The 21,437-nt window shown below is 67.1% G+C and carries 12 protein-coding genes, 1 pseudogene and 1 CRISPR repeat array; of the genes and pseudogenes, 7 read left to right on the top strand and 6 right to left on the bottom strand.

From position 1 onward, the window contains the following. Window positions 1–45 precede the first annotated feature (45 nt). Together HUT16_RS15525 and HUT16_RS15520 are read left to right on the top strand one after the other, a co-directional pair. Complete coding sequence (locus HUT16_RS15525) at window positions 46–3,060, top strand: DUF3962 domain-containing protein (RefSeq protein WP_176188768.1); 3,015 nt, start codon at window positions 46–48, stop codon at window positions 3,058–3,060. 120 nt (window positions 3,061–3,180) lie between these two features. Continuing rightward, the gene (locus HUT16_RS15520; RefSeq protein ID WP_176188767.1) at window positions 3,181–4,557 is read left to right on the top strand and encodes an IS1380 family transposase; all 1,377 of its coding nucleotides are present in this window, start codon (window positions 3,181–3,183) and stop codon (window positions 4,555–4,557) included. Window positions 4,558–4,920: 363 nt separating this feature from the next. Here HUT16_RS15520 and HUT16_RS15515 read toward each other — a convergent pair whose 3' ends face one another. From HUT16_RS15515 to HUT16_RS15500, 4 genes are read right to left on the bottom strand one after another with little or no spacing between them, the layout of a single operon-like run. Further along, window positions 4,921–7,695: a class I SAM-dependent DNA methyltransferase gene (locus HUT16_RS15515; protein ID WP_176188766.1), complete on the bottom strand. Its 2,775-nt coding sequence runs from the start codon at window positions 7,693–7,695 to the stop codon at window positions 4,921–4,923. Next, the gene (locus HUT16_RS15510; RefSeq protein WP_176188765.1) at window positions 7,692–11,000 is read right to left on the bottom strand and encodes a helicase-related protein; all 3,309 of its coding nucleotides are present in this window, start codon (window positions 10,998–11,000) and stop codon (window positions 7,692–7,694) included. The genes HUT16_RS15515 and HUT16_RS15510 overlap by 4 nt, the downstream gene beginning before the upstream one ends. A 51-nt stretch (window positions 11,001–11,051) precedes the next feature. Next, a complete protein-coding gene (locus tag HUT16_RS15505) occupies window positions 11,052–11,228 on the bottom strand; it encodes a hypothetical protein (protein ID WP_176188764.1) in 177 nt (58 codons plus the stop codon). After that, entirely contained in the window at window positions 11,228–11,548 is a 321-nt protein-coding gene (locus HUT16_RS15500; RefSeq protein ID WP_176188763.1) for a hypothetical protein, read from the bottom strand. The genes HUT16_RS15505 and HUT16_RS15500 overlap by 1 nt, the downstream gene beginning before the upstream one ends. 255 nt (window positions 11,549–11,803) lie before the next feature. Here HUT16_RS15500 and HUT16_RS15495 point away from each other — a divergent pair, with 255 nt between their 5' ends. Continuing rightward, window positions 11,804–12,169, top strand: coding sequence for a hypothetical protein (locus HUT16_RS15495; RefSeq protein ID WP_176188762.1), 366 nt, complete (start codon window positions 11,804–11,806; stop codon window positions 12,167–12,169). A 684-nt stretch (window positions 12,170–12,853) separates the two neighbouring features. After that, window positions 12,854–14,323, top strand: a complete 1,470-nt coding sequence (locus tag HUT16_RS15490) for a transposase (RefSeq protein ID WP_254897823.1) — start codon at window positions 12,854–12,856, stop codon at window positions 14,321–14,323. Between the two features lie 83 nt (window positions 14,324–14,406). Then, window positions 14,407–14,862: direct repeats of the CRISPR family, unit length 29 nt; unit sequence GTCCGACCCGGGCGCGCAGGGGCTGACCG. A gap of 84 nt (window positions 14,863–14,946) precedes the next feature. Here HUT16_RS15490 and HUT16_RS15485 read toward each other — a convergent pair. Further along, window positions 14,947–16,317 (bottom strand): site-specific integrase, encoded by a 1,371-nt coding sequence (locus HUT16_RS15485; protein ID WP_176188760.1) that lies wholly within the window; start codon window positions 16,315–16,317, stop codon window positions 14,947–14,949. 141 nt (window positions 16,318–16,458) lie between these two features. Here HUT16_RS15485 and HUT16_RS15480 point away from each other — a divergent pair. Further along, window positions 16,459–17,208, top strand: a pseudogene (locus HUT16_RS15480) (transposase family protein). A 297-nt stretch (window positions 17,209–17,505) separates the two neighbouring features. Here the strand turns inward: HUT16_RS15480 and HUT16_RS15475 are convergent. After that, complete coding sequence (locus HUT16_RS15475; protein WP_176188759.1) at window positions 17,506–18,501, bottom strand: IS630 family transposase; 996 nt, start codon at window positions 18,499–18,501, stop codon at window positions 17,506–17,508. A 617-nt stretch (window positions 18,502–19,118) separates the two neighbouring features. On the opposite strand from HUT16_RS15475, the gene HUT16_RS15470 reads away from it, so the two are divergent. Both HUT16_RS15470 and HUT16_RS15465 read left to right on the top strand, forming a co-directional pair. Beyond that, complete coding sequence (locus HUT16_RS15470; RefSeq protein WP_176188758.1) at window positions 19,119–20,387, top strand: ATP-grasp domain-containing protein; 1,269 nt, start codon at window positions 19,119–19,121, stop codon at window positions 20,385–20,387. Further along, the gene (locus HUT16_RS15465; protein WP_176188757.1) at window positions 20,375–21,382 is read left to right on the top strand and encodes a TauD/TfdA family dioxygenase; all 1,008 of its coding nucleotides are present in this window, start codon (window positions 20,375–20,377) and stop codon (window positions 21,380–21,382) included. The genes HUT16_RS15470 and HUT16_RS15465 overlap by 13 nt, the downstream gene beginning before the upstream one ends. Window positions 21,383–21,437: the final 55 nt, after the last annotated feature.

Raw genomic sequence — 21,437 nt, 5'->3', positions numbered from 1 at the left:
CGATCACTGCTGATCGGATCGCCCCCGGAGAGGAACCGAACCGTCATGCCAGCGAACTACCGAAGCGTGCGGACCGCCGCCTGGACCCCGCTCGACGTCACCACCTCGCGCACGGCCGTCTACCGCGCCATCTCCTTCCCTGAGTCCTGGCGGGCCGCTGTCTTGGACCTGTGCAACGCCGGCCGCGCGGCGGACGCCGAGCCCTGGCGGCAGGTGCCGACGCGCCCGCTCGAAGCCGTGCTCCAGGCGTACGCGCCCGACATCCTGGTGCTGCCCCGCCCGTACGACCGTCCGTCGGAGGAACGCGCGTTGGTCAGCCCCGCGCCCTGGCTGCTGCTGCCCGACGACGCGCCCGATCCGCTGCCGACGCCTGTGCTCACCCCGCTGCTGGACCGGTGGCTCGGCGAGCTGCGCCCCGAACCAGAGCACCGCGACCTGCTCCGCGACACCCGGGCCGAGCTGCGCGCCCACCCGCCAGCCTGGGCGGTGGCGGATTGGGAGCTGCTCCGCACCATGCCAACACCCGGCGGTACTGCCGCGCCGCAGCCGCATCAGTTCACCCTCGCCACCGACTGGCTGGCCCGCCGGGTGCTGGCGCTCGGGCCCTACCCCTACGAGGGGGGCCACTTGCGTTTCCGGGCCATGCCGCGCGGCCAGCGGGACCGCGGTGCCGAGCTCGTCTCGCAGCCGCTGCCGTACGAACCCGAACCGGGCCAGGGCGTTTGGTGGTTCTCCGTGGTGCTGAACATCACTCTGCAGACCGTGCCCTTCCATCCGCTCCCTCGGTTCCACCTGCACTGGTCCATCCGGCGCTGGGCGACTCGGGTGGCGCCGGGGACCGGTCGGCTCCGGCTGCCCTGGGGCTCGGATACGACGGTCCTGCTGCGTCCTCCGGTCCCGGTCCTGCCGGGCGTGCCGTTGAGTGAGCGTTTCGCCGTCGCCCGGCTGGCACGCAGCTATGACCGGCAGAAGGAGCGATTCGCTGACGGCTGGTCCGCGGACGGACCGGCGCGGCTGCTGGACGGCCTCGCCATCAGCGAACCATTCCCCGACGCGGACGCGCTGCTCGCCGATCCTGAGAGCTGGCTCAGACGCGACGCACGCGCCGCGGTAGTCCACCGCAACGCCATGGGCCGCCATGAGGTCAAGGTCGGCTTCATGCCGCACCAGTGCTCTCAACTCACCGAGTGGGCTGAGCAAGCGCTGCCGCCCGAGCTCCGGACTACGGCTGCGCTCGTCCCGACCGGGCTCGCCGGCCCGCGTCCACTCAACGCCCCACCGGCCGCGGTGAAGAAGGAGGAGCGCGAGGAGGAGGAAGCTCGCCGCTGCACCGAACGACGGGTCGCGCTTGTCTACGCGATCTCGCAGCTCGCCCAGCCCACCGAGCCAGGCTCCCCCGGCGCCCCGGCGGACCGGCCGCTCTTCGAGGCCCGGCTGCTTTGGCAGACGGCGGACCTGCGTGAGGCCGCGCTGGCGGCCCTCTGCGCGCGACTCGGGCTTAAGGGCGATGGCGGGTCCTTCGGCGAGGACGCCTACGAGGCCGCCGAGCCCGGCGTGCCTGTTGTGCACGAGTGGGAGACGCCTGAGCTCACCGTCCGGATCCGGTGTCTTCGCCCGGTGGTGCGCACCGGCGAACGCCTTGGCGTCTCACTGGTCGCGGGTCTGGAACTACCGGAGAACGCAGCCCGCTCCCGGGAGGCGATCGACGCGGCGGTCCGTGTCCGACGTGACCTGACGGCCCGCTGGCTCCAGCGGGACCGCGATGGCGAGCAACCCGGGCTGGTGCTGGTCGAGCTGTCTCGCGCTGAGGACTTCGCCGCGGGTGCCGACCCCAAGTTCGCCCTGCGCCTCGGCTGCGCCAGGGCTGGCTTCGTCAGCCAGTTCGTCGCCACACCGCAGAAGCTCAAGGGCTACAACTCCGTGTCGAACATGCCTCATCGCACCTCAATGGCCTGGGATGACGGCCTGCGCCAGCTCGGCGCCCGGGTCCACCCGGAACACGGGCTGACCGAGGGCGTGCCAGCCGGCGCCCGCTTCGCCGCCGTCTGGATGGTTCGGAAGAACCAGACCACCCGGGCGCGTTGGGCCGCGCACGTGCCAGTCGCCGTGCTGATCACTCCGAGTTCGTCGGGTAGCGGGCTCGCTAGGGTGGAGGGCTGGGACGCGGACGCGGACGAGGGTGCAGGGGCCTGGGTGCCCTACCCGGTCCTGCTGACCCGGCTGACCCGCATGGCGGAGGTCGCCGCCCCGGTGCCCGCACTGCGCGACGGCGACGCGCGGACGGGGCGGCGTGCCGGTCGGCGTGCGGATCGGGAAAGGCAGCGACGTGAGGCCGAAGAGTGGCTGCAGCGGGTACGCGCCTCGCTGCGAAGCGCCCCCACCATCCTGATGGTCGACGCAGTGAACGCGCGCTCGCACTGGACTTGGCTCCAGGACGGTCGTACGGAGCCGGACCGCATCCGCGACGGCCTCGCGCCCGCCCGTCCACTCCATCCGGACCTCCGGCTGCTGCGCGTCCGCACAGGGCAGAGCCGGGAGACCCCGCAGTGGTGGGGCGTCAACACCGGGACAGGGCACAACGGCATCGCCTCGCACCTGTGGGTTCCCCAGGACGCTTCCGGTGGCCGAGTTTTTTACAGCACGACGCCGAAGCCTGTCCAGTTCCGCACCTCCGCCGTCCAGGCGGACAAGCTCGCTCCACGTCCGATCACTCTCGGAAAGCGGAAGGGGGAGCCCACACTCGACACCGGCATCCCCGGCTGGATGCCCGGCCTGATCGAGCTGGCGGTCCTGGGCTGCCACCCCGAGGATGGCGACGATCCGCAGAGCCTTGCTCTGGTCGCCCACCTGCATCGCCAGCCCCCGGACTACCCGGAGGCACTCGCCCATCCGCTCGCGCTCCATCTTGCAGGACTCGCACAGGAGTACGTACTGCCGACCCGCGCCGAAGAGGACCAGGCCACCGGCCTGGCGGCGCAGACTGCGCTCGACCCGCTCGACTCGCCTGATCCACCCGTGTTCTTCGACGCTGCCGCTGATTCGTCGGTACCGCTGCCCTAACCTCGGGCTTTCGCGAGGTGATGACCTGACTGCTCGCCAGAACGCAAGAGAGTGCCTCTGACCTGGGACGATAGGGCTTGTCTAGGGTCCTGTCGTCGCAGTGAAAGAAGCACTCTCCAGGTGAAGAAGCGTAGTCGGTCCTATCCGTGTGTCCGCGTCCGGGGCTCCGGCGGAGGTGTGGTGTCGCAGGCAGGCGGGGTGCTGCTGGTGGAGACCGTCCGTCGGATCGGCCTGGATACGGCGTTATCGGCAGCGCTGGAGCCGTGGCGCAAGCCTCGGGCTGTGCACGATCCGGGCAAGGTCCTACTCGACCTCGCCCTGGCGGTCGCGCTGGGCGGGGACTGCCTGGCCGACGTAGCGGTGCTGCGGGCCGAGCCCGCCCTGTTCGGTCGGGTCGCCTCGGACCCTACCGTCTCCCGGCTGGTCGACGCGCTCGCCGCAGCCGGCCCCCGGGCACTGGCGGCCGTGCGGCGAGCGCGAGCCGAAGTCCGCGAGCAGGTATGGAGGTTGGCTGGTGACGCGGCGCCGAACGCGGGCGGCGAGGTGGTCGTGGACATCGACGGCGTGCTGGTCCTGGCCCACTCCGAGAAGCAGGACGCGACCGCGACCTGGAAGAAAACCTTCGGCCACCCCCCGCTGGTCGCGTTCGTCGACCACGGCCGACCAGGCTCGGGCGAGCCGGTCGCAGGCCTGCTGCGGCCGGGCAACGCGGGCAGCAACACCGCCACCCACCACATCGAAACTGCCCGCCTGTCATTGGCCCAGCTGCCGAAGCAGCACCGGCGCGGGCGACGAACGCTGATCCGCACCGACTCAGGTGGCGGCACCCACGAGTTCCTCAACTGGCTGACCAAGCGGGGACGGTGGCTGTCCTACTCGGTCGGAATGGTCATTACCGAGGCGATCCACCGGGCCGTCCTCCTCATACCCACCTCCGCCTGGACACCCGCGATCGAGCCGGACGGCTCCGTGCGCGACGGCGCCTGGGTCGCAGAGCTCGCCGGAGACGTCCTCAAGGGCTGGCCGAAGGGCATGCGGCTGATCGTCCGCAAGGAACATCCGCACCCCGGAGCCCAGTTGCGCATCACCGACGCCGACGGCATGCGGATCACCTGTTTCGCCACAAGCACCATCGGCACAGCGATCGCGGCCCTTGAGCTGCGGCACCGCCAGCGGGCCAGGGCCGAGGACCGCATCCGCGCTGCCCGTGACACTGGCCTTCGCAACCTGCCCCTGCACGACTCGGCCCAGAACCAGATCTGGCTGGAGGTCGTCCAGCTTGCCCTGGACCTGCTGGCCTGGATGCCGATGCTCGCCCTGGACGGGCCCGCCCGGCGCTGGGAGCCCAAACGCCTGCGACTTCGCCTCTTCTCCACCGCGGGCCGGCTCGTCACCACGGGCCGGCGCCGCTGGCTCCGCCTTGCCCGTCACTGGCCGTGGACCCAGACGATCACCACCGCGTTCGAGCGACTGCAAGCACTGCCCCACCCCGGCTGACCAGCAACGACATCCCGTCCCGACGAGATTCCCCTTGCCGGAGCCGTGGAACCCGGCGCCCATCCGGCGCGACAGCCGGACCACAGGCATGCCTACCGCCGGCCCAGAGCCTCATAACGGCCCGCCAGCGAACTGACGGACCGTCATGAAAGATCGAGGCTAATGGAGCGAGCCGCTACGGGATGCGGCGCGGTCGTCAGGATGATCGGGGATCTGCTGCGCTGACGCTGGATCACGAAAAACTCAATGCAGCTGACGCTGCTGATCGTTGTCCCGGGGCAGCTCAATATGGTGACCTCGGTTCAGCAGCGGTCCCCCGCGAGGCAGGGGAGGGAGTGGCGTGCGGCACAGCTTCGACGGGCATTACCGCTTCTTCCTTGTGATGCCGGCGAAGAGTGGTGCTGTGAGGTCGCCGTACATTGCAAACAGGGCCTCCTGGCGACGCAGGAGGCTCGGCCTGTCATCGCGGATGCCGAAGGTTCGATCCACGATTGAGTCCAGTCGTTGATGCGCTTCGGATACTTCCGGCTGCATGACTCCGGGCCTGTAGTGCTCTTCGAGTGATAGATCAGCCCTGAGCGCTCGAGCTCCAATGATGGCTACTCCTGCCCGCGAGATCGAGTCGCGCGTGGGCGCGTCAAGCGGCGGCAGGGGGAAGTTATTCCACGTGATCGTGCTGGAGAACGATAGGTCAGACTTCATCCGTCCACCAACAGTCTTCATCCAAGCGATGAACATGGCAGAAGAGGCGATCGCGAAGACAAGTCCACTGGGGTCGACGGCTCCATAGACCTTGTTGCTGATGATCGTTCCACCCGAAAGGTGGGCGACAGGCAGATAATCACGGTTCTCGCTGGAAACTTCAGGGATGCAAACAATCGGTACGTCGGCGGTGATTCCAAACTGGCGAAACAGGTGATGATGTGGGTAGTTTCGGGTAGTTGTGGCCCTGCTTTCAAGGCGCGTCTGTTGTACGGCTTCGATTCGTCGCCTCAACTCTGAACTCGAATTGAGTTCGGCTGGCGTTGCGTTCACGAGCCACAGGCACCACCGCTCCTTTCCATTGATTAGTTCTTTCGAACCTACATACGGGCGAAGAAAGCGAGATGCAATTGGGTCCGCCGCGACCCTTGCATAATCTTCTGGCCCAACAACAAGATGCCCTCCGTCGGTGGCCATTGAGCCCTTGACGACTTCTGGCATATCCAGAGATAGGGGATTGGTCCGCTTTGCTGCCAGGATGTTTGGCCCGTCAACGAGGTAAGCATTGATGCTCTGGACAGCTGCTTCCTGCGGGGAGGCCTTAAGCCAGGCGTAATCGAATAGTCGGGGCTTAGATGTGATCCGTCTAGTAAAGCCGATGATGACGCAATGCACGGCTGCGGCCCCTGCCGCCTCCGAGGTCCACGCGAAGGTGCGGTGGGCGAATTTGATCTTCCATCCAGTAGCAAATACTTCCGAAAAGAGTCGGTGTACCTGGTCGCCCTGGGTAATTGAGTTAGTTGTTACGAAGGCCCAAAGCCCGTCGTGTTCTGCGAAGTAATGAAGTGCTTTGGCATGCCAGCCCGTCACGTAGTCCATCCGGCTGAGTACTTTGTCCCCACCCCAGACCGCCTGCAGCTCCGCTAGTTGCTCTCTCGTTCGAGTGTGGTCGCCAAGGAAGGGGGGATTGCCGGCAACTACAACATCGCCAGACGGGGGACAAACGGTGGCCCAGTCCATGCTCAGGGCACTGACGCCGCTGACGATTGTGGCCTGCTCTTGGATGGGGAGGCGATCAGGAGCCCAGCCGAGGCTGACAGTGAGTTTGAGGTCGCACTGACGGTCAATGAGAAACATGGCGGTTTCGGCAATGCGGGCGGGCCATTCGTCGATCTCAATGCCGAAGAAGTGGTCAAGAGTGACCTTTAGGCCGATATTTGCGAGGAGCATTGGCCCGTCGCCAGTAATCTCTTGGAGCCTTTCCATGATGGCAAGTTCGAGATCGCGTAGCTCCCGATAGGCAACGATGATGAAGTTTCCACACCCGCAGGCAGGATCCATATAGCGGATCTGGCCGAGCTTGTCGCGCAGCTTGCGAAGCCGGTCGGCTTCGTACTTGCCGAGGGTTTTGATGTGCTCGAACTCCGCGCGTAGCTCATCAAGGAAAAGCGGGTTGAGAGTTTTGAGGATGTTCGCTTCCGACGTGTAGTGCTCGCCGAGGTCGCGGCGAGTTTGGGCATCGCGCACGGACTGGAACATTGACCCGAAGATGGCGGGACTGATAGTGGCCCAGTCCCTGTCGCAGGCTTCGAGGATGACGTTGCGGAACTCAGGGTTGAGGATCGGCAGGGCGAGTCGTTCACGGAAGATTCCACCATTGACATACCGGAACCCATTGAAATCGCCATTTGGTCCGAACCTCTTGCTTGGTGGCGTGTCGAGGTACTCGAACAGGCCGGTCAGCTGCGCGCCTATATCCGATCCGTCCGAGCTGGTGTGCTCGTAGATGAAGTCCCGGAATAGGTTCTCACGCCACATGTCCGTGTCATCGCCGAACATCAGAAAGAGGATCCTGGCAAGGGTGACGGAGATTTGATGGTCCCGATCCCTGTGGTCATGGTCGCCCCCGTATGCCTGCTCCATCGAGGTGTAAAGGCGGGCCATGAGCTTGGATGCGTGCCGGGTTTCGTTCTCGGCCTCGACGTCGAATGCGGAACGGACCTTGGCCAAAACAGCGTTCGGGTCGAGAGATACGTCGAATGGGAGGCGGATGGCATCGAGCTTGGCCGAGAACCGAGGATCAGGGTCGCCGTTGCGGTGGAGATGGCGGCTGAGCCTCGTTGTGGTGGAGCCGCCAGTGGCGCGTCGGACAGGCCAGCGCCAGACCTGCTCGCTGCCGTCGTGGAAGATGACGAGGCGATCAGTGGAGGACTTGGCGATGAGTTGGTCGAGGGCGGCTTCGAGTTTTGATCCGGGCTTCTGGTTGACTACCCAGACGCGGAGCCCCTTGTACGAGGAGACGTTTGTAGCGGTCAGCGCGTGACCGTCTGCGCTATAGGTGACCGGGGCATGGTCGGGCCGGGACCAGTTGAGGTCTTCGATGAACAGCCGCTGGTAGTCGTGCTGCTCGGCGCGTGCAATCAGAGGGTCGGTCATGCTTCCTGGACTCCAAGCGAACAGACGATCTTGATCGTGTCGGTATCAGTGGATCTGATGACGAGCCGGTCCTCGGTGTGAAGCTGCGCAATCAGGTCAGCGAGATCGTCGAGGCTGTACTTGTTGCGACGAGCCTGGGTCAGGCGCATGGTGGCGTGCTCAGTCAGCGGTCGCTCATGCAGGGCACTCAGTGCGTCCGCGGCTTTCTCGCCGAAGATGGTTCCCCCGAGGCGCTGCCAGGCCCATTTGCGCACACCCTTGAGATTGCCGGCGGTGATGGTCTCGGTTTGGAGCGGACCTTGGACAAGCGCCTTCTCCCGGTCAAAGTGATCCTCGCGCAGGGGAGCGGTGGGAGTGTCCGGGATGGCGCGGAAGATGCGCAGTGCCTCGAGTGGGGTAAGTAGTTTCTCGGTGACACCTGTGGCTGTGGCTGTGGCCGTGGCGAAGGCGTCGACGCCGGAGGCAGTAGCCACATAACAGGTGACACTGCCGTGGTTCTCGTGCAGGTACTGTTCGCGGGTGCTGTGGACCATATCCTGCATGGCTAGGACCTTCGCAGCGGTCGCTGGATACTTGTCCTGGGCGTTTGACCAGACGAGCCAGGCTTCGCTGACGGCATCGGCCTCGCCCTCGGCGTCGTCAGTTTCGTCGGTTACCCGGCCGTTGTAGAAGTCGTCGAGGATTCTGACCTCTTGCTCGCCACCGAAGAACTGTTCGTCGGAGCCGAAGGCTTCGGCTGAGGCGCCGAGGCGAGCCTTGATCCGTTGCCGCAATTGGATCTGTTGCTCGATCTTTTCATGGGTGATCAGGTAGACGTGAACCGTGTCGGATTTCTGCCCGACACGGTCAACACGCCCGGCTCGTTGGATGATCCGAATGATGGCCCACGGAAGGTCGTAGTTGACGACGATGTGCGCATCCTGCAAGTTCTGGCCCTCGGAGAGTACGTCAGTGGCGACGAGCACATCGATGGGGCCGGCGGTGAGCGCAACTGCGTCGGAGTGCTCCTGCCCGGGGAGCTTGTTGGATTCCGGAGCGAACCGGCGTGCGATCACGGCCGGGTTTTCCGTGTCGCCGGACGCGAGGCCGACGTGCTCGATGCCAGCCTCAGTCAGCGCATTGGCGACGTAGTCTGCGGTGTCGACGTATTCGCTGAAGATGAGCACCTTCTCGCCCGGGTGCTGGTTGCGGAGCAGGTCCACGAGGGTGTTGATCTTGGAGTCGCGGGTCGAGTCCCAGTAGCCGAATCGATCGAGCAAGCCCGTGATGGCCTGATTGTCCTTAACCAGGTCGGCGCGCAGTGTGGATTTGAATACCGTGCTGTTTACCCACTTGGTCTTGGCAGGTAGGGATGCCATCAGGGCCTGGTATCGGGTGGAAATGCTGCCATGAAGGTCACTGTCGCCATCGACGTCCTCATCAATGATGCTGATCTGCCTGTCGCTGAAGGATCCCAAAGGGATCGGCAGATTATTGTCGATAGCGTGGATGAACAGCTCGTTGCGAGCCCGCTGGCGTTGCAAAGACAAGATGAACGCGTGCCCGGATGAGGAGAGCCGCTTGAACAGTCCGATTCGCACGAAGCCGCTGACGTTGCCACGGCCGGAGCGGATATCGTCGAGATTCTTCGTGTCGACCTGAGTATGTTTAGCCTTGGGATTGTCGTAGTCCGCCAGCCGGTATCGGGGCAGGATTAGATCGCGGATCGCATCGAGTGTGATGTCGTCTTCCATGAGTGCTGCTGGGTCATCAGCACTGAAGGAGTGGCTGAGCGGGGTAGCAATCCTGGTGGGAAAATGGAACTTCTTGCCACTGGCAAACTGCAGGTACTCCCGCTCGGTCTGGGTGCCGTCCGGGCCAGTGACCGGTTCCTTCTTCGCTGTGCGCTTAATGAAGGATCGGGTGCGGCGCACAAGGTGGTCGCTCATCAGCCGTTTCCAGTCCTCGGCTTCTTCGGAGCGGCGGAACGCAGTGAGCGTGTTGATTTTGCCATCGACCTTGGCGCTCAAGCTTGGGTCGGCCAGTATTGCTGCGGTCGGGACGATGCCTAGGTCCTCGTCCTCGTCGATGTAGAGGCCGATCTGATTGGCTACGTCGGTGAAGGCGAGGTTGTAGGGCGTGGCGGTAAGCAGGAGTACTTTTGAACCGTTGGCGCGGATGTACTGATGGATGGCGTCGTAGGCGACGGTGCCGTTATTGCGCAGGTTGTGCGACTCGTCGCAGATGACGAGGTTAAAGCGTTTGAGCTCGGGCAGGACCCTGTCGACCATCGAGTAGGGCACAACTCGGCCGTTGATGTCGTAGGCCTCGAGATGCTCTTTCCACATCGGCTCTAGGTTCTTCGGACACAGCACGAGTGTGGAGTAATCCTCGGCGGCCTGCAGCATCAAGGCGGTTGCGACCGCGGTTAGGGTCTTGCCGAGACCGACGACGTCGCCGAGCATAGTTCCGCCACGGCGCACGATGCGCCGGGCGAGCGTGCGGACGGCGCTCTCCTGGTAGTCCAACAGCAAGGTGCTCATCGATTTCGGCAGGACGTACCCCATCCCATCGCGGGCATCCTGGGCCAGAGAATGGCAGACCTTCAGGTATACCTCGAAGGGGCTGGGTTGGTCTTCGTCTGCCCAGGAGTCACTGATCAGGTCGATGATCTCCTCGGTAATACTCAAGGAGAATCGGTCGTCCCAACGCTGGTCGAACCAGGTCGCTAGCTTGGCGGTGGCGTCGGAGTCCTGCACGTCGATGTTCAGCTCGAGGTTGCGGTGCAGGCCGGCCCCGGTGAGGTTGGAGGATCCGACGTAGGCCCACCGGGATCCGTGCTTCTTCGCGGGGGCGTGGAAGATGTACGTCTTCCCGTGGAGGGGCCTCTCCGTGAAGATCTTCATCGCGACGACTCCGTCGCGCAACTGGCGCTTGAGCGTTTGCAGTGTCGCCTGGCCCGTGGGAGTGGCCAGGCCGCGCATCAGTTGGGTGCGCAGGTGCTTGACGAGTTGGTCGCGACGGGCCAGTGCCCGTTCCCGGTCGTGGATATCGGCCCCGTACTCGGGTGGCTGGACCTGGTCCTGCAAAATGTCCAGCAGCTGCTCTGAATCAGATGGTGCCACCATCCCGACGAGTACGCGTGCCATCGGCCGGGTACCCAGAACCGCTCGGTCCTTGGTGTTGAGGATGTCGGCAAAGCTGTCCCAGCCCCGCAGGTCGAGATACCCGGTGGCAATGTCGACCGTGTCGAAGTCTTTGAGGGACTCACGCAGTGCCTGCCCGAGGCGTGTGTCGACGGTGATGTTGTCGAAGATGTTCGGCACGGCTGACTCCCCTGCAGGTGGTCCGATTCGGCTGGGCGGGTGTGGGCTGGTCTACGGAATGGCCCGCGGGGAACGGGCTCCCTGATCGACACTCATCGGTTGGTCGAAGGCCATGAGAAGGTCGACGTCGTCGCTGAGCCGGTTGACGATCTGGTGGGCTTGGACGGCGTAGCCGCCCGCGAGGGCAGCGAGGCAGATCTGGATCAGGCGCGCGTGCAGCTCGTCCACTACGCCGCCGTCGCCTGCCGACGGAGCTGGGGGAAGCGCTGCTCCCACCTGGTCCGTGCGGGCACGGGGATGATCAGCTGTGGCCACAGGCGCTGGAGAGTGGCGCCGTCGAGGTGGTCCTGGAGGTCCGCAGTGGACTGCGCTTCGCGGACCACGCGTTCGTACATGACGGCGAGGTCTGCGTCGTCGTCGAGGTCGTAGGCGTAGTCCGGGCCCCAGTCGAGGTGGCGAGGCAGCCGGAAGGGGCCGTGGACCGGCCCTGTCAGCTCAGCCAGGGTGTCCGGGACGGCATAGGGCTTAGCCTCGGCGTACCTGTTCACGCCACCAGGATGCCCTATTCGGGCCCCGGGAAGCAGGCTCTCGATGAACTGTGGGGGGTGGGCGGGCCAGGAAGTCGGCGTCTGGGGCAACCCGCCTCCGCCCCCGCCGCAACCTGTTCGTCCCGGCCTCACTCCAACGAGTGAGGTGCGTGGGTGGAGAAGCGGCGGAGCCCCGCTGGGCAATGCAGAGTAGCGGCGGGCGGTGCAGTTTGCTCCAGTGAGCCTGCCCAGGCGAAGCCTTGAGGAGGTCCTTCGATGGAGAGCACGTCCGGCATAGCGGTGGATGTGGGTACCGGGTCAGCCTGTCCGGAGTGGTGCGACGGCGGGCACCGTGAGCCGTCCGATTGGCACTACGGTTCGGCCCTGCTGTTGACCGCTCCGGACGGTGAAGGGCCACCCGAGCAGCTGCTGCTCAAGGTCGCGCTCATGGGTGAAGCCGACCCGGAGACGCCTGGGCCGTTCCTGCCGTCCGTCGATGTGGAGGGCATGCAGGAGCAGGCGCTGGACGAGGCGGGGTTGGAAGCGCTGATAGTGCGAGTCGAGCGGTACGTGACAGAGCTGAGAGAGTTCCAGTGCCGCTACGGCGCGATCGCGCGTGCCGCCCAGCACCGCGCGGCGTGACGGATGGGGAGGACCCACGGTCGGCCACATCAAACACTCTGAGTGACAGACCCTGCGCCGGCCGAGCAGGAAGAAACAGGGGGAGGATATGGGATCCCTCTGGAGCAACTTGCCCGGAACTTGCCCGGGAGTATCCGTAGCCGCTTGGGACCAGCTGAACCGTATGGGACAGGCCGTCACGCTCAGACGTGCCCTGAACAGGCAAAACTGGGACGCGACCCCGCCGATTGGGACCGGTCGGCGGATGATCAAGCGTCCTCGTAATGCGTAGGTCATGGGTTCGAATCCCATAGGCGGCTCAGGGAAGGCCCAGGTCAGATAGTCACTGACCTGGGCCTTTGTCGTCTCTCGGGTGCCAGGGCGGGCTGCTGCTCGCGCCGATTCGTTCGATCGGGGGCCGTGTGCGGCCGAAGTGCGGCCATCAGTGCAATTGCACTGCAAGGTGTGGCCGGGGGCGGCACAGGCCAGTTCTCGCGCGTCGCAACGAGGCTGTGGAATTTCTACAACGGCAGGCCGGGTTGGGGACTCGCTTCATCCGGTCCGGGGTGTCGCTTCTTCATGAGGCCGACTCCAGGAATCCTCGCGAAAGTGCTGCAGCCTGCATTGTCAGTGGCCGCGTCTAGAGTCGCTTCCGTTGGTGGCGGAAGCGTTCGGCGGGAAGGGGTGAGGTCTGTCGTGGCACAGGTGGAGACGCTGCGTGCGTACCGGTTCGCCCTGGACCCGACCGCGGCCCAGCTCGCGGATCTCAACCGGCACGCCGGTGCGGCCCGGTGGGCGTTCAACCATGCCTTGGGTGTGAAGGTCGCCGCGCACCGGCAGTGGCGCGCCCAGGTCGACGCCTTGGTGAGCGGAGGGATGCCGGAAGCGCAGGCCCGCAAGTCGGTGAAGGTACCGGTGCCGGGCAGCCAGGCGATCAAGAAGGCGCTGAACACCCTCAAAGGCGATTCCCGTGCCGAGACCGAGCTGCCGGACGGGTTCCACGGCCTGCACCGGCCGTGCCCGTGGTGGCACGAGGTGTCGACCTACGCCTTCCAGTCCGCGTTCATCGACGCCGACCGGGCGTGGGGCAACTGGCTGGACTCCCTGACCGGACGCCGGGCCGGCGGGCCGGTCGGCTACCCGCGGTTCAAGCGCAAGGGCCGCGCCCGCGACTCCTTCCGTCTGCACCACGACGTGAAGAAGCCGACGATCCGTCTCGACGGCTACCGGCGCCTCCAACTCCCCCGGCTCGGTTCCATCCGTGTCCACGACTCCGGCAAGCGCCTGGCCCGCCTGGTTGCCAAGGGGCAGGCCGTCATCCAGTCCGTCACCGTCTCCCGCGGCGGCAACCGCTGGTACGCCAGCGTCCTTGCCAAGGTGGTCCAGGAGGTCCCCGGTAAGCCGACCCGCGCTCAGACCGGCCGCGGCACCGTCGGCGTCGACTGGGGAATCTCCCACCTGGCCTCCCTCTCCCAGCCCCTCGACCCCGCCGACCCCGGCAGCATCCACATCGCCAACCCCCGCCACCTCGACCAGTGGACCCGCCAACTCGCCAAGGCACAGCGGGCGCTGTCGCGCACCGAGCGCGGGTCCAGGCGGCGGGTGAAGGCCGCGCGGAAGGTCGGCGCGATCCAGCACCGGATCGCGCAGCGCCGGGCGAGCACCGTGCACCTGCTCACCAAGAAGCTGGCCACCGGGTTCGCGACCGTGGCGGTCGAGGACCTGAACGTGCGCGGGATGAGCGCCTCCGCGCGCGGAACCGTCGAGAAGCCTGGTAGGCGCGTGCGGCAGAAGGCTGGCCTGAACCGCGCCATTCTCGACGCCGCCCCCGGCGAACTGCGGCGCCAGCTCACCTACAAGACTTCCTGGTACGGCTCTGCCCTAGCGGTCCTCGACCGCTGGCACCCGTCCAGCAAGACCTGCTCTTCCTGCGGAACAGCGAGACCCAAGCTGACGCTGAGCGAGCGGGTGTTTCACTGCACCACCTGCGGCCTGGCCATCGACCGCGACCACAACGCGGCCATCAACATCGCCCGGCACGCCGCCGTCCCCCTGGTAGAGGGGGACGTTAACGCCCGCAGAAGTCCACCCCCGGCCGACAACGGTCGGCACGGACGCGCCGCAAGGCAGAAGCGGGAAGGCCCACCACCTGGTGGGCCACCTCGGCGGGAGTAATCCCCCGACAGCCCCTTACCCCGGACAACTCCACAGAGAGTCAAGGAAGCGCAAAACCCGGACAACACCCCAGCTCGCAAAGGGTCCGACCCGGGCGCGCAGGGGCTGACCGGCGTACGCCCAGGAGCGCGTCGGCGCCGAGCGGTCCGACCCGGGCGCGCAAGGGCTGACCGTGTGCCGCTAACGCAACACTTCGCTGTGGAATGTCCGACCCGGGCGCGCAGGGGCTGACCGTCGTACCCGAACACGTCGTCGTACGCCCGCCGGTCCGACCCGGGCGCGCAGGGGCTGACCGCCCAAGCGCTCCAGCGGCCCCGGTGCCGACCTGTCCGACCCGGGCGCGCAGGGGCTGACCGATGATGCCGGGCTTGTCCTCGGTGCCCAGGTAGTCCTACCCGGGCGCGCAGGGGCTGACCGGAGTGGACGGAGATGCCGCTGTGGCGCACCCCGTCCGACCCGGGCGCGCAGGGGCTGACCGTCGATCGCGACCGTGTAGGCGGAGGGCGAGTCGTCCGACCCGGGCGCGCAGGGGCTGACCGGATGGTTCCCAAGACGGATGCTGTCCTGGCAGTGTGGCGTTGGGACAGCAGAATTGCTGTCCCAACGCCACACTGCGTGAGCGGTCAGGCGGTCTTCGCCTCGCTGGGGGTTTTGGTCGGCCGGGTCAGGGGCCGCATCTGGGGGACGGCGGCCTGCGGCGTGGTGCCGTCGGGGACGGCGGCGAGCGGGCGCCGGGTGTGCGGGACCAGTTCGGCGACCTTCTCGGCGGCTTCGCGGTTGAGGTCGTCGAGGACGGACTGGTAGACGTCTCGGGTGATCCGGGTGTCGGAGTGGCCGAGGGTCTCGGCGACGATCTTGGGGTCGATCTTGCCGAACAGCATGATGGTGGCAGCGCCGTGTCGGAGGTCGTGAAGGCGGATCGGGGGCAGGCCGGCGGCTTCGACGATGCGGTCGAAGAGGTCGCTGACCTTGCCCGGGTGGAGGATGGAGCCGTCTTCGTTGGTGAAGATCCGGCCGGTGTTCTGCCAGGCGTCGCCCCAGGCTGCGTGCTCGTTCTCCTGGCGGATCTTGTGATCTTCGAGGCCGTCGAAGGTGCCCTTGTCGAGGGACAGCAGGCGAACGCCCGAGCTGGTCTTGGGCGCGCCCTCCAGGACCTCCCAGCCGTCCTGGACGAGCTGGGTGGCGATGGCCAGGGAGCGCTGTGCGGCGGAGTAGTCCTCCCAGCGGACGCCGCACGCCTCGCCGCGGCGGGTGCCGCGGAAGGCGATGATCCGCCAGAGCATGTACAGCCGGTCGTGCGCGACGAAGTCGAGGAAGGTGGCGGTTGGTTCGGGAGTCCAGACCATGACGGGGCTCGGCTTGACGCCGGTCTCCTGCCAGCGGGCGATCCGGTCCTCGGTCCAGATGAGTGCCTTTGGCTTGGTGCCGGGCAGCAGCTCGACGTGCTCGAAGGGGTTGAACGGCGACATCACCTGCTGCGCGATGGCGACGTTGAGGGCCGCACGGCCGGTGGCCTTGATGTGGGGCTTGAGGTGGACGCGGGCGTCGCACTCGTACCGCTTGAGGCCGGTGACCCGCAGGCGCTTACGACCGGCGAGCCAGCGGTCGAGCCACTCGGCGACGGTCATCTTCGAGTTGAGGACCTGTCCGGTCTTGAACCGTCGGAGGGTCTCGTCGTAGTCCGGCAGCGGCTCCTTGGCCGCCGCGCAGGCTTCGAGCAGGTCGCTGATCGCCAGTTGACCGGTCGGGTCGTCCTTCTCGGGTATTGCCATCAGGGCGATGACCTTAGACAGCTCTTCCTTCGCGTCGGCGGCGGTGGTGAACCCGCCCCGGTGGAAGTGACGGCGGCTGTTGTCCTGACGCGGCACCAGCTCTTGGGTGACGTACCAGATGCCGTGGCGGGAGCTGGGTGCCTTCGGGCACTGCGCGCCGTACGGCTTGCCGGTGTCGGGGTTGCGGCATGCGCAGCGTCGGGAGACGGTGCCGTTCTTCATTGCGGTTCTTACAGTGAGCCTTTTCAAGGCGGGCACCGATCGGGTGATGGCTTGGCGGTCGGTGTAAGGGCAGAACGAACGAGGCTCCCGGGTGGTTGAGCGAGATGTCTCACGTCTCAAACAACCAGCCAGGAAGCCTCGTTGGTCACCTATCCTGCTGCACTGGACCTGCCGCACGCGCTCGTCGAGTGGGTCACCATGCTCATTGTCACCCGCGAGGGTGACCGACGGTGCAAGCTCCGACCGTCCCAGCGAGCGTTGGTTGCGCTGGTGTACCTGCGCAAGCACGACACCCTCGCGCAGATCGTCGCCGGCTTCCGGATCAGCGTCGGTACCGCCCACGCCTACGTCCACCAGGTCACCGATCTGCTGGCACGGAAGGCGCCCGGCCTTACCTAGGCCCTGCGTGACACCGATGCGGAGTACGTCCTGGTCGACGGCACCCTCGCCGAGTGCGACCGCGTGGGCGACGGCCGCGCCGACTACTCCGGCAAACACCGCCGCCACGGTGTCAACCACCAGGTCATCACCGGCCCGACGGGCACACTCGTGTGGATCTCCCGCGCTCTGCCCGGCCGAACCCACGACCTCACCGCCGCCCGCACCCACCGCATCGTCAAGACCTGCATCCGGCTACGCATCCCGGCCCTGGCCGATATGGGCTACACCGGCGCGGGCGGCACCTTCGCCGTACCGACCAGACGCCCTGCCCACAAGCAGCTGTCCGTTGGACAGCGGTCGCTGAACCGGGCCCACGCCCGGCTCCGCCACCCTGTCGAACGCGGCGTGGCTACGCTCAGGCGCTGGAGAATCTTCCGCCATGCCCGTTGCAGCCCGAACTGGCTGACGTCAGCAGCCAAGGCAGTCCTCACCCTTGAGCTCCACCGCTGAAAAGGCTCACTGGTACGATCTCGACCCTTTATTGATCGGCAGGGTGCTGGTCGGCCTGTGTGAGCTGTAGGTGCGGGGCGGAAGTCTCCGGTCTCTGCACAGGATGGGGCGGTTTGGCGGAGTGGTCGCCGCATGCTACTGGCATGCGAGACAATGGCCTCAGCCTTGTCGATCAAGGAATGTGTTGTCGGTCTGAGTGTCAGGAGCGGGGTATGGCGGATCTGCTGTCCGACTGGTTGATCAAGGCCGTGTCGGAGTTCGGGGCAGCCTGCCAGACGAAGCTATTGACTCGAAACGCTAAATTCCCGGCTCCTCGGTGATGTAGCGGACGTGCGGGCCTTGGAAGTAGCCACGGATGACGTGCGGCTGCTTCTGTCGGCGGCGGAAGAAGCGGCGGACCTCGTCGGCGAGCTGATCGGCGTTGCGGGCTCGGGAGGCCGGCAGCAGGGTCCACTTCAGGTCGGCGTTGACCAGCTCGTCGGGGTTGGTCTCGGGCGCGTACGCGGGCAGCAGGTGCAACGTGATGCGGCCGGGGTGGCCGGCGAGCCAGGCACGGACCTTCTTGCTGCGGTGGACGGAGTGCCGGTCGACAACGAGGTGGACGGGGCGGTCGAACTGCCTGTTCAGGCGGTCGAGGAAGTCGCAGAACACCTCGGCCGTGAAAGATCCCCGGTAGACCGTGAACCACATCCGGCCCCGCGGGCTGATCGCGGACATCGCGTTGACCGAGAAGCGGTTGCCGGTCCGCTGCACGGTCGGCGTCTCGCCGCGCGGGGCCCAGGTCCGGCCGGACACCTGGTCCGAGCGCACGCCGGTCTGATCCGCGAACAGCACCTCGGCGCCTTCCTCCAGGGCCTTCGAACGGATCGCGGGCCAGGCCTCCTCGCGCCAGGCGCGGACTGCTTCCGGGTCCTGCTCGATCGCGCGCTTGTCCGGGCGCTGGAAGGACAACCCCCAGCGCTTGAGGTACTTGCCCACGCCCTGCTCGGTCAGTCGCACCCGGTACAGCAGGGCGATCAGGTCGCCGACGACCGCGCGGGTCCACAACTGCCCGCCCAGGCCGAGGTCTTCGGGGCGGTGGTCGATCAGGGCCTGCCGGACGCACTGCTGCCGGTCCGGATCGAGCACCTGGTGCTCGCCCACCCGCCGGCCTCGGGTCCTGGACACCAGCGCTTCCCGGCCTCCGGCCTGCCACGCGGCCCACCAGTCGGTCACCGACTCCATGCTCACGCCGAGCAGTTCGGCGACCTCACGCCGGTCCCGGCCCGCCCGAAGCGCGGCAACCGCCCGCATCCGCAGAGCTTCCTGGGCCTTCGGCGACAGCCGCCGCGCATCCCCAACCAGATCCGTCACGCCCGGACCAACGAGCGCCGAACCTTACCGTTTCGGGTCAATAGGCTCGTCGCCCAGGTCCATGGAACCTGGTCTGGGAAACGCTTCAAGGGGGATCGTGGGACGCCTATCGCAAGCGCCGTAGGGGTATAACTGCGTGAGCAGACGGGGAAACACGTGCCAGTTCGGGCGGGATTACGGGCCACGGGGCAACCTTCTGACCTGCGGGTTCAGCGCCAAATGGTCGATGCTGGCGGCAGCCAGCATGATCACTCTCGGGCTCGTAATGCGTAGGTCATGGGTTCGAATCCCATAGGCGGCTCAGATATCGAAGGCTCGGTCAGATCATCTGACCGGGCCTTCTTTCGTTGTCCCGGCTCCGGGCGCGGGTGGTGCGGGTTTCGGCGGGGGCCGGGGTGCGGGGGTGGTGGGCTGGGGTTTTCGGGGGGTTGGGGGCGGGGGGTGGGGGCTGCCGCAAGGTTTGCTTAAGCCCCGGGTTCAAAAGCTTTCGCTACCGCGGGCGGGGCCTGCCGGTCACGATCGGAGTGACGGCCGCTGACCGACGGGGAGCGAGACACGTGAGCATCCTGCTAGTCCACAAGAAGAACCTGAGCCGGCGTCGGCTCCTGGCGAAGACCAGGGAGTACGCGCAGCGGCACGGGGAGCGGTTGCTGCTGATCATGGCGGACCCGAGCTGGGAGGCGGAGTACTTCGACCGGGTGGCCGTCGCCGACACCACGAGCATCGAGGAGAGCCTCGCGGCCTGCCGGGAACTGCTGGCGGACGAGGAACCGATCACCGGGGTCGTCACGCTGAGCGAGTTCTGCGTGCCGACGGCGGCGGCGATCGCGGCGGAGTTCGGGCTGCCCTCGGTCAGCGAGTGGACGGCCTACACGGCGCGGGACAAGTTCGCGATGCGCAGCGCGTTCGCGGCGGCGGGGGACGTCCCGCAGCCGGGGTTCGCGCTGGTCGCGGACGCCGGGCAGGCGGCCGAGCAGGCGGCGCGGTTCGGGTACCCGGTGATCCTCAAGCCGGTGATCGGGTGCCACAGCATGTTCGTGCAGAAGGTGCACGACGAGCGGGAGCTGGTCGAGGCCTTCCCGGAGATCCAGAAGGGCGCCTGGGAGGGCTTCGCCTTCGATCCGCTGCACGAGCGGACCTTCGAGCGGTACGCGGGCGGCATCCTGGTCGAGGAGTTCGTCGACGGCCCGGAGATCAGCGTGGAGTCGCTGATCGTCGACGGGGTGACGCACCCGGTCGCCATCCACGACAAGCCGCTGCCGCAGGGCGCGACCTTCGAGGAGGTCTACGCCTGCACGCCGACCCGGCTGCCGGCCGACACGGTGGCCGCGATCCACGCCGCGACCGAAGCCTGCCACCGGGCGCTGGGCATCACCACCGGCGCCTCGCACGTGGAGTGGCGCCTGCGCGACGGCCGGGAGCCGGTGATCCTGGAGGCCGGCGCCCGGATGGGCGGCGGGCCGATCTACCGGTCGGTGCTGCTGAGCACGGGCGTCGACATGCTGGAGGCGATGCTCGACCTGGCGACCGGGCGGACGCCCGTCATCGCGCCCAGGCCCGAGCCGGTGCCGGTCGGCTTCCGCAACATCTTCCCCGAGCGCCCCGGCACGCTGACCGAGGTCGTCGGGGCCGCCGAGGCCGAGGCCGCCGACGACGTGCACGACCTGGAGGTCTTCCGCGGGCCCGGCGACCTGCTGGACGTCCCGCCGAACACGTACGAGGGCTACGGCCACGTCATCTTCACCGCGCCGGACATCGAGCGCCTCGACGCCCGGTTCGCCGAACTGCTGCGGACACTGCGACTGGAGACCCGATGGACGCACTGAGCGAAACACTGACGGCATCGTCGGACGTCGACGGGCACGGGATCGCGCTCACCGACCTGCGGCTCGCGGACCGGGTTCGCGACGCCCTCGGTGCCAGGCTGCAGGAGGCCCTCGGCGACCCGTTCCCGAAGCTGGACACCGACACCGACGCCGCGATCCTGGCCCGGATCGGCGCGCACGCGCTGCGCCGGACGCTGCCGGCCTCCGTCCTCGACACGCTGGCCGGCTTCGCGGGCGCCCGCAGCGACGTGCTGGTGCTGTCGAACCTGCCGCAGCAGGAGTTCCCGCCGACCCCGGTCAACGGCTTCGGCGAGGAGTCCGACCTCTGCCTCGTCACCTCCCTGCAACTCGGCCTGATCGCGCTGCTCGGGCTGACCCCGTACGCGGTCGACTACGAGAACAGCGGCAAGCTGATCCGCAACGTGGTGCCCAACCCGGAGGCGGCCGGGACGACCAGCTCGTGGGGGTCGGACACCGAGTTCTTCTGGCACACCGACAACCCGCACCTGCCGTTCGGCGGGGAGGGGCTGAACCCGAGGCCGTTCCCGCCGCGGTTCCTCACCTTCTACGCGGTGCGCAACGCCGAGCAGGTGGCCACCGAGTTCGTCGGGGTGGACACCGCGCTGCGCGGGCTGCCCGACGAGGTCCTGGACCGGCTGTCCGCACCGGAGTTCCTGGTGAAGGCGCCGGACTCCAACGACGTCACGGCCGACGGGGACCGGCTGGCGCTGGAGGGCACCTCGGTGATCCAGCACGGGCCGGAGGGCGTCCTGATCCGCTACGACCGCGGCACCACCCGGGGCATGACCGCCGCGGCCGACCAGGCGCTGGCCGCGCTGTCGGAGCACCTGTCCCGCACCCCCGCCTTCGCGCCGGTGCTGCGGCCGGGGCAGTTCCTGATCTTCGACAACTACCGGGTGCTGCACCGCCGCAAGGCCTTCGACCCGGCGCCGCCCGGCACCGCCAGGTGGCTGCGCCGCTGCTACGCGAGCTGACGGATCGTCAGGAGCGGGGCAGCGGAAGGAAATTCCCGCAGGACCAGAGCAGTCG

The sequence above is a fragment of the Kitasatospora sp. NA04385 genome (genome assembly GCF_013364235.1).
In the GTDB taxonomy this organism is placed as follows: domain Bacteria; phylum Actinomycetota; class Actinomycetes; order Streptomycetales; family Streptomycetaceae; genus Kitasatospora.
Note: the sequence above shows the minus strand (reverse complement) of the source record. Positions and strands in the feature narration are given on the sequence as shown.

Coding starts and splice junctions, on each gene's coding strand:
- HUT16_RS15495 (WP_176188762.1), top strand. CDS start 11,804: ATGGAGAGCACGTCCGGCATAGCGGTGGATGTGGGTACCGGGTCAGCC.
- HUT16_RS15525 (WP_176188768.1), top strand. CDS start 46: ATGCCAGCGAACTACCGAAGCGTGCGGACCGCCGCCTGGACCCCGCTC.
- HUT16_RS15515 (WP_176188766.1), bottom strand. CDS start 7,695: ATGACCGACCCTCTGATTGCACGCGCCGAGCAGCACGACTACCAGCGG.
- HUT16_RS15475 (WP_176188759.1), bottom strand. CDS start 18,501: ATGCGGGCGGTTGCCGCGCTTCGGGCGGGCCGGGACCGGCGTGAGGTC.
- HUT16_RS15485 (WP_176188760.1), bottom strand. CDS start 16,317: ATGAAGAACGGCACCGTCTCCCGACGCTGCGCATGCCGCAACCCCGAC.
- HUT16_RS15465 (WP_176188757.1), top strand. CDS start 20,375: ATGGACGCACTGAGCGAAACACTGACGGCATCGTCGGACGTCGACGGG.